Source organism: Desulfobaculum sp. (genome assembly GCF_054921475.1).
Window position 1 is genome coordinate 1 of record NZ_JBUDSW010000147.1, and the last position, 9109, is coordinate 9109.

The following is a 9109-nucleotide window of genomic DNA, read 5'->3' on the forward strand; positions in this document are numbered from 1 at the left end:
ACCATGATCTCATGCTCACTGGAGAGGGAGTCGTATGCATCACGGGCGCGGGCCGCGGCCTCGCGCTTATAGTGCATGTATTTTGTGATGTCCATGTTGCCCACTGGAGAGCCGCACACAATAACCTGCGAGCCGGTATCGCTGGACGGTTTGAGCAGCACCGGATTCATGCGCACGTCCGGGTCCAGACGGCAGGCCTGCGCCTGCGTCACCTGCGCGCGGCCCATCTCGCCGCCATCGCGGGTGACATAGGAGTTCAGCGACATGTTCTGCGCCTTAAAGGGCGCAACGTCATAGCCGTCCTGAAGCAATACGCGGCAGAGTGCGGCGGCCAAGACGCTCTTGCCCGCGTTGGACGAGGTGCCCTGCATCATAATGGCGGGCGTCTTGCGCGGCAGGATGATGCGCGGCGGCGTTGCCGCGTCAACCGCACGGGGCAGCGCGCGGGTCAGGGCAGCCACCAACTGCGCATTTTCCTTGCGGGGACGTACCGCAACGCGCAACCAGCACTCGTCCAGTCCCTCAAAGTTATGGCACACGCGGATGGCCACACGCTCGGCAATGCAGCGCTCCGCAACGGCCTGCGCGTCGCATCCGGGCGCGTCCACCCGGCAGAGCAGAAAGTTTGCCTCGCCGGACAGCACGCTCAGGCCCTCCAGCTCGCACAGCGCCTCAAAAAGCTCCGTACGCAGGGCGGCGGTCTGCTCCACGGTGCGCCGGGCGTAGTCCTCATCGGCAAGGGCGCGCAGGCCCACAGCCTGCGCCAGACCATTCACCGACCAGTTGGGAATGCGCCGCCGGATGCGCGCCGCCACGTCCGGCGCAGCGTAGCCAAGCCCCAGCCGCAAGCCGGGAATGGCGTAAAATTTGGTGAGCGAATGCAAAACCACAACATTCTGCGGGCGCGATGCGGCCAGCCGGTCCAGTTCGGGTACAAAGTCCGCAAAGGCTTCATCCACGATGAACAGCGCCGAGGGGTGCTCCGCCGCCATATCGCGCAGGGCCTGCGGGTCCATGGTGCGGCCGGTGGGATTGTTGGGTTGGCCAATGAAGACGGCCGTGCCCTCCGGGGCATCAACCAGCGCGGCGGCGATGGCCTGCACATCCGGCATAAAGCCCGCCCCTTGCTTCAGGGCGATGGTGGTCACCGGAATGTCCGCCACCTCGCAGGCGTGGCGGTAATCGCTGTAGGCCGGAACGGGAAGAATGGCGCGGGGCGGACGCAGGGCCGCCAGCACGGCGTGGAGCACTTCGGTGGAGCCATTGCCCGCCAGCACCTCATCCGGCGTGATGCCAAAACGCTGCGCCGCAGCGGCGCACAGGCTGTCGCAATGGGGCTCGGGATAATGCGCCAGCCCGGACAGGCGCGCGCTCACCTCCGCACGGAACCACCACGGCGGGCCAAGGGGATTGATATTGGCCGAAAAGTCCGTGATGTCCTCCGGGGCGCATCCGGCCCTGCGGGCCAGATCCCATATATTTCCGCCGTGTCTGTTCTGCTGCATGATGGTGCCAACCCTAGCACGCCCCCACCGCGCATCAAAGTGCGGCCTGTGCAGGGCGGTATGAGATTCATCGAAACGTTGCGTAAGCTGTGTGATACAAAATCGTCAAAGATGCAAGGCGATAACCGCACGCCTGCCCGCCACACAACGAAAAAGCCCCCGCCCGGCCTTGGCCGGGCGGGGGCCGTCCACGTCAAAAGGGGCCGCCTAGCGGGCGATAAACTTGCCCGTCACGGAATTCGGGTTGGCAATGATGTCCTCCGGGGTGCCCTGCGCCACGATGCGGCCGCCGTTTTCGCCGCCGCCGGGGCCAAGGTCGATGACCCAGTCCGCCGCGCGCACCACGTCGGTATTGTGCTCAATGACCACAACGGACGCGCCCTTATCCACCAACCGGTGCAGCACCTTGATGAGCTTGCCCACCTCGTGCATGTGCAGGCCGGTGGTCGGCTCGTCAAGGATGTACAGCGTCCCCGGCAGGCTTCGCTTGCCAAGCTCGCGCGATATCTTGATGCGCTGGGCCTCGCCGCCGGACAGCGTGGTGGCGGGCTGCCCAAGGCGCAGGTACTCCAGCCCAACGTCCTCAAGGATGGCAAGGCGCCGCTTGAGGGTCGGATAGTTCTCAAAGAACTTGGCGGCCTGCCGCACGGTCATATCCAGCACTTCGTGGATGTTCTTGCCCTTGTAGGTGACGTCCAGCGTCTCGCGGTTGTAGCGCTTGCCGCCGCAAACGTCGCACTTCACGAACACGTCGGGCAAAAAGTGCATCTCCACGCGCAGGAACCCGTCACCACGGCAGGCTTCACAGCGTCCGCCCTTCACATTGAAGCTGAAGCGGCCGGGCTGGTAGCCTCTGGCGCGCGCCTCCTGCGTCTGGGCGAAGATTTTGCGGATCTCGTCGAATATCTTGGTATACGTCGCCGGGTTGGACCGCGGCGTACGGCCGATGGGCGTCTGGTCAATGGAGATGATGCGCTCAATGTCCTCCATGCCCTCAATGCCCGCCAGCTGGCCGGGTTCGTCCACCTTGATGCCGCGCGCCAAGGCCAGATGCTTGTAGAGCGAATCCACCACAAGCGAGCTTTTGCCGGAACCGGATACGCCCGTGACCACACTCAGGCAGCCCATGGGGATGGCCACATCAAGGCCCTGCAGGTTGTTGGTGGTCACGCCCTTCATGGTCACGTGGCCGCGCGGCTCGCGCCGGTGCTCCGGCTGCTCGATGATCAGGTCGCCGCGCAGATACTGGCCCGTCAGGCTCTTTTTGCACTTCATCAGGCCCGCCACATTGCCCTGATAGACAATCTCGCCGCCAAGCCAGCCCGAGCCGGGGCCAAGCTCCACAATGTGGTCGGCGTTGCGGATGGTGGCTTCATCATGCTCCACAACCAGCACGGTATTGCCGCGCCCCTGCAAGCTGCGCAGGGTCTCCAGCAGGCGGTCGTTGTCGCGCGGATGCAGGCCAATGCTCGGCTCGTCCAGCACATAGGTCACGCCCACAAGGCCGGACCCCAGCTGTCCGGCAAGGCGGATGCGCTGGGCCTCGCCGCCGGACAATGTCGCCATGTTGCGGCCAAGGCTCAGGTAGTCCAACCCCACGTTGACGAGAAAGGACAGCCTGTGGGTCAGCTCCTTGAGGAGCGGCCCGGCAATCATGTCCAGATGCCCGTCAAAGCGCAGGTCTTCCAGCCACGCGAGGGCCTTGCGGATGGACAGGCTGGTGAACTGAAAAATATTCAGGTCCGCCACCCGCGCCGCAAGGGATTCCGGGCGCAAACGCGCACCGTTGCAGGCTGGGCACGGGCGGCTCTGACGGAAGCGGGACAGCTCGTCGCGCCAGATGTGGCCGAACTGCATGCCTGTTTCCATATGCGTCAGCACACCGGGCCAGTCGGTCTCCGGCGCGCCGTGGAACAGCGCGTCCATGGCCTCCTGCGAAAATTCAGCCAGCGGCGTATCCAGCGTAAAGCCGTACGCCTTGCCCAGCTTTTTCAGTGCGTCGCTATAGCGGGAGAACACGCGGGGGTTCTTCCATGGAATAACCGCCCCAGTGGATAGGGACAGACCCTTGTTCGGGGCCAAAAGGTTCGGCTCAAAGTAGTCCACACTGCCAATGCCGGAGCACTTGGGGCACGCGCCCTGCGGGCTGTTGAAGGAGAACAGCTGTGGCGACAGCGGCGGCAGACTGATGCGGCACTCCGGACACACGGCCTCGGAGGAATACAGCACGTCCTCGCCATCGCGTTCGCCGCCGACAATGCCCACGGTCAGCCGTCCCTCGCCGTATTTGAGGGCCAGCTCCACGGAATCCGCCAAACGCTTGCGCATGTCCGGCTTGGCCACGAGGCGGTCCACCACCAGTTCGATGGTGTGCTTTTTCTTCTTGTCCAGCTCGGGCATGGGGTCGAGGCCGGTCACCTCGCCGTTGACGCGCACGCGCACAAAGCCCTCGCTCCGCAGTTTTTTGAACAGGTCCTGATGCGTGCCCTTTTTCTGCTCGGCAAGGGGGGCAAGGAGCAGAAACTTCGTCCGCTCCAGCAGGCCCGCGATGTTCTCAACGATTTCGTCCGTGGTCTGGGCCTGAATGGGCCGCCCGCACTTGGGGCAGTACATGGTGCCAAGGCGCGCAAAGAACACACGCAAAAAGTCATACACCTCCGTCACCGTGCCCACGGTGGAGCGCGGATTGCGCGAGGTGGTCTGCTGTTCCAGCGAAATGGCGGGGGTCAGCCCCTCAATCTTGTCCACATCGGGTTTGTCCATCTGCGGCAGAAACTGCCGCGCGTAGGCGGACAGGGACTCCACATACCGCCGCTGCCCTTCGGCATAGACAATGTCAAAGGACAGGGTGGACTTGCCCGAACCACTCGGACCGCACACCACCACAAGTTCGTTGCGCGGAATATCCAGCGTCAGGTCCTTGAGGTTATGTTGGCGTGCGCCTTCTATATGTACGCAGTTGTTGTTCTGCATCAAACACCTTGCTTTCTTCCCGGTGTAGTGAATTCTCCGCACCAAAGCGGCTGGCCGAGGCCTCAGCCCGAAACCGAGAGTCTAACCATCATGGCGCGTATGGCAAGTGGAACAGTGGGAAACAGCGCAGCCACCGGATATTGCAGGAGAAGCCGCCTCAGCGCCCCCGCCGGAACGCGTTCCGCCCTGCCGGCGCCCATAAAAAACGCGGGGCAGCCCAAGCCGCCCCGCGCGTTTCTGCAACGTCTTTAAGCGCCCGCCGCCTAGCGGATAACGCTCATACTGCGCCATTGCCCCTGACGGAAACGCCGCCACGAGAAGAACATCAGCGTGCCGATATGCGCCAGCATCGCGCCCCACGCGGCGTACAGCCCCAGCTGGAACACCTCCAGAATAAGGTAGGTGCCAAGGGCCATAATGAACACCGACGACAGGGACATCACCTTGAGGGTATAGCGGATGTCGCCCGCGCCCTTGAGCGCGCCAAAGTACGAGAACACCACCGCGTCAAACAGCGTGTACACCGCCACAATGACCAGCAAAATGCGTCCGGCCTCGCGCACGGGGGCGTACTGCTCGGGCGTAAAGCTGCTTGGGCGGAACATGGCGGACAAGGCGTCCGGGAACAGCAGGTAGATGGACATCATCACCAGCGCCCAGCCAACGTTCAGGTGCAGGACGCTGCGCGTCGCCTCGGCGGCGTCGTCAGGCCGCCCTGCGCCAATGGCCTGCCCCACCAGCGTCTGCGCGGCGATGTGCAGGCCCACCATGGGCATAAAGCTAAAGTGGTTCACGCTCAGGACCATATTCGTCGCCGCCAGCTGCACGTTGCCAAGGCGGCCCACCAGCAGGATAAAGAAGGCAAACGCGAACACGTCAAAGAAGAACTCACAGCCGCTTGGCAGGCCGTAAACCAGCAGGCGCTTGAACTTGGCCGGATTCCAATGCCAGCCGGAGAGCACGCCGTACTGCTCCTCGTTGCGGCGGCGGAACACCATCAGCACAAAGATGACCGCCGTCAGCGCCCACGCCACGCCCGTGGCGATGCCTGCGCCGCGGATGCCCAGCTCCGGGAACGGGCCAACGCCGTTGATGAGCATATAGTCCAGCGGAATGTTCACCGCCGCGCCAATCATATTCACAATCATCACCGGGCGGGTCAGGCCGCGTCCGGTGTAGAACTCGCCAAGGGTGACGGTGAGGATATTGAACCCCGAAGCGTAGCACAGGATGCGGTAGTACTCGACCTCCAGCACCTGCACGGCCGGGTCGTGCCCGCCAAAGGCGAAGATCGCCTCCGCAGGCAAGGCCAGCAGCACCATGCACACCGCCGACAAAAGGCTAAACCACACACCCTGCCACAGCGCCGGGCCAACCTGATGCGGCTGGCGCGCGCCGGTGTACTGCGCAATGAATACGTTCACATAGGTGGCAAGCCCGGAAAAGAACGCGATGAACTGAAAATTCATGGTGCTTGCGGTCATCGACGCCGCAAGGGCCTCAAGGGAATAGTGCCCGAGGAACACGCGGTCCGTGAACATGGTAATGGTGGCCGAAGCCATGCTCGCGACCAGCGGCATACCAACGCGAAGCACGTCGCGGTAGCCGTTGGGCGCACTCCACCGATCAATAGACATTTTTCTCTCCATTCTCCGGTCTGACGGGCAAGCCACTCTTGCCCGCACTGCCGGCAGAGTCCCCCTAGGCCGCCTCAAATAAATAGTCAACTCCCGGCCCAGCCCTGCGGCACGCCCCCCTTGTCAACACTGCGCCTTCGCTGTAGAGGTCGCCTGTCGGACACCTTTGTGCCCTCCGGGAGCGCCCCGGGGTGCGCGCCCTTCGGCCCCTTCCCCTCTCTCGCCACGCTTTTCGCCCGGCTGCGCACCACTTTTCATGACGACAACCGGCCCTTTGGCCACCCGATACACACCATGCGCATACGCAACATTATGTATTTTCCCGTAAAGGTCACGGCCTTTATCTGCCTGGCGGTGGTTGCCTTTTCCGCCCTTGTTCCCCCGCCCGCACAGGCCGGGGAGACGCCACACTCCATCGTGGTTGGCGGCGACCTGCACTACCCGCCCTATGAATTCCTCAACGACTCCGGCGACCCCGCAGGCTTTAACGTGGACCTCACCCGCGCCCTCGCCAAGGTCACGGGCATGAACATCACCATCCGCCTTGGGCTGTGGAAGAACATGCGCGAGGCCCTTGCCGAAGGCGACATCGACGTTCTGCAAGGCATCTCGCACTCCTCCGCGCGCGAGAGCACGCTGTCGTTCTCCGAGCCGTACACCACAGTGGAATACTCCATTTTCGCGCGGGACGACTCGCCCGTTGCCACCTCGCTGGACGACATGGAGGACGCCGAAGTCATCGTGGAGGAGGGCGGCGCCATGTACGACACCCTCACCCAAAACTATCCACGCATCCGCATCATTCCCGCCTACAACCACGAAAACGCCCTGCGCAAGCTGGCGGCGGGGCACGGGGACTTTGCCCTCGTCTCCCAAACGGCGGGCCGCTACATGGTGCATAGCAACGATCTGGACAATATCTTCCCCATCGGTACGCCCTTTTCCCTGCAACACTACTGCTACGCCACGCGCCCGGACAAGGCGCACCTGCTGGCGACCATCAACGCCGGGCTGGAAACCCTCAAAAAGGACGGCACCTACCGCGAGCTGTGCAATAAGTGGCTTTCCGTCCCCAGCCCGGACGCGCTCTCGTGGCGCACGGTGATGTGGTACGGCGCGTGGATTTTGGGGCCGCTGCTGCTCATCCTTATGGGCAGCCTGCTCTGGACGCATATGCTCCGCCATAAGGTGGAAGAACGCACCAACGAACTGCGCGAGGAAGCCCGCAAAAACCTTGAGGCCAAGCGCGAGCTGGAGCGCAAGCAAAAGGTCATCATCCACTCGGACCGCATGGCCACCCTTGGCGTGATGGCCTCGGGCGTGGCGCACGAAATCAACAACCCCAACGGCATGATGCTCATGAACCTGCCCGTCCTCGCCGACACCTACGAGGACGCCGCCGAGGTGCTGGACCACTACTACGACGAGCACGGCGACTTTCTCATGGGCGGGCTGCCATACTCCCGCATGCGCGACGAAGTGCCGCAAATGATCAGCGATATGCTCGACGGCGCAAACCGCATCAAAAACATCGTGCGCGACCTCAAGGACTACTCCCGCAAGGGCGAGCGCTACGAGATGGAGCCGCTGGACTTCAACCATCTGGTCAAGGCGTCCCTGCGGCTGGTGCGCAATGCCATGAAGAAGTCCTCAAACGCCGTCACCGTGACCCTCGCGCCGGACCTGCCCACCGTCACCGGCAGTTCGCGGCGTATTCAACAGGTCATCATCAACCTTGTGCTCAACGCCTGTCAGGCGCTGCCCGGCAAGGACCACGGCATCGCCATCACCACCGGATACGACTCCACCGCCAACGCCGTCATCCTGCGCGTACAGGACGAAGGCGTCGGCATCCCGCAGGAGCATCTGGACAACATCACCGACCCCTTCTTCACCACCAAGCGCGAGTCCGGCGGCACAGGCCTTGGCCTGTCCGTCTCCGCAGGCATTGTTAAGGAGCACTTCGGCGCGCTGGACTTTGAGTCCACACCCGGTCAGGGCACCACCGTCACCCTCTCCATCCCCGCCGCAGCGGAGAATGAAGCCCAACTCGCAAGGAGGTACACCTCATGATTCCCGCCACGGAAACCATCTATCCGTCCTTCAAGGTTCTGCTCGTGGACGACGAACCCGCGTGGCTCAGGAGCCTCAGCCTCACCCTTGAGCGCACGGCGGGCATCAACAACGTCCTCGCCTGCGACGACAGCACGCAGGTCATGGACATCCTCTCGCGCGAGCAGGTGGGCCTTATCCTGCTCGACCTCACCATGCCCGGCTTCAGCGGCGAACAGCTGCTGGACGCCATTACCGAGCAGTACCCGCACATTCAGGTCATCATCATCAGCGGCATGAACCAGCTGGAAACCGCCGTGCGCTGCATCAAGCAAGGGGCCTTTGACTACTTCGTCAAAACCGACGCGCAGGAGCACATGACCAAGGGCGTGCTGCGCGCCATCCGCACGCAGGAGCTCTACACCGTCAACAGCGGCATGCGAAAACGCATCCTCACCGGCGAGCTGCAAAACCCCGAGGCCTTCGCGGACATCGTCACCGTGTCGCCCTGCATGCTGGCCGTGTTCAAGTACATTGAATCCGTAGCCCCCAGCACCCAGCCCGTGTTGGTGACGGGCGAATCCGGCTCGGGCAAGGAATTGGTGGCGCAGGCCATCCACACCCTGAGCGAGCGCAAAGGCCCGCTGGTGAGCGTGAATGTTGCGGGGCTGGACGACACCAGCTTTGCGGATACGCTCTTTGGCCACACCCGCGGCGCGTTTACCGGCGCGGGGACAACCCGTCCGGGCATGATTGAACAGGCGCGCGGCGGTAGCCTCTTCCTCGACGAAATCGGCGACCTGAGCCTGCAATCGCAGGTGAAGCTGCTGCGCGTGTTGCAGGAGAATGAATTCTACCCCCTTGGCAGCGACAGGCCCAAACTCATGCAGGCCCGCGTCATCGTGGCCACGCATCAGGACCTGCAACACAAGGTGCAGGACG

The 9109-nt window shown here is 63.3% G+C and carries 5 protein-coding genes; 2 read left to right on the forward strand and 3 right to left on the reverse strand.

From position 1 onward, the window contains the following. The 3 genes from cobD to ACY69P_RS10480 form a co-directional block, all read right to left on the reverse strand. Window positions 1-1505, reverse strand: a 1505-nt coding sequence (gene cobD / locus ACY69P_RS10470; protein ID WP_462327425.1) for a threonine-phosphate decarboxylase CobD, incomplete at its 3' end; no start/stop codon positions are given. Window positions 1506-1712: 207 nt separating this feature from the next. Continuing rightward, window positions 1713-4478: an excinuclease ABC subunit UvrA gene (uvrA, locus tag ACY69P_RS10475; protein ID WP_462327426.1), complete on the reverse strand. Its 2766-nt coding sequence runs from the start codon at window positions 4476-4478 to the stop codon at window positions 1713-1715. Between the two features lie 263 nt (window positions 4479-4741). Next, window positions 4742-6115 carry an MATE family efflux transporter gene (locus ACY69P_RS10480; protein WP_459900598.1) on the reverse strand — a complete coding sequence of 458 codons (1374 nt, stop codon included), beginning with the start codon at window positions 6113-6115 and terminating at the stop codon, window positions 4742-4744. A gap of 294 nt (window positions 6116-6409) precedes the next feature. Between ACY69P_RS10480 and ACY69P_RS10485 the strand changes: the two genes are divergently transcribed. Together ACY69P_RS10485 and ACY69P_RS10490 are read left to right on the forward strand one after the other, a co-directional pair. Beyond that, window positions 6410-8188: a transporter substrate-binding domain-containing protein gene (locus ACY69P_RS10485; protein WP_462327427.1), complete on the forward strand. Its 1779-nt coding sequence runs from the start codon at window positions 6410-6412 to the stop codon at window positions 8186-8188. Beyond that, window positions 8185-9109, forward strand: a 925-nt coding sequence (locus ACY69P_RS10490) for a sigma-54-dependent transcriptional regulator (RefSeq protein WP_462327428.1), incomplete at its 3' end; no start/stop codon positions are given. The genes ACY69P_RS10485 and ACY69P_RS10490, both read left to right, overlap by 4 nt.

What these genes read in the sequence shown, in the direction of transcription:
- uvrA (WP_462327426.1), bottom strand. Translation starts at nt 4,478, where the DNA reads ATGCAGAACAACAACTGCGTACATATAGAAGGCGCACGCCAACATAAC.
- ACY69P_RS10480 (WP_459900598.1), bottom strand. Translation starts at nt 6,115, where the DNA reads ATGTCTATTGATCGGTGGAGTGCGCCCAACGGCTACCGCGACGTGCTT.
- ACY69P_RS10485 (WP_462327427.1), top strand. Translation starts at nt 6,410, where the DNA reads ATGCGCATACGCAACATTATGTATTTTCCCGTAAAGGTCACGGCCTTT.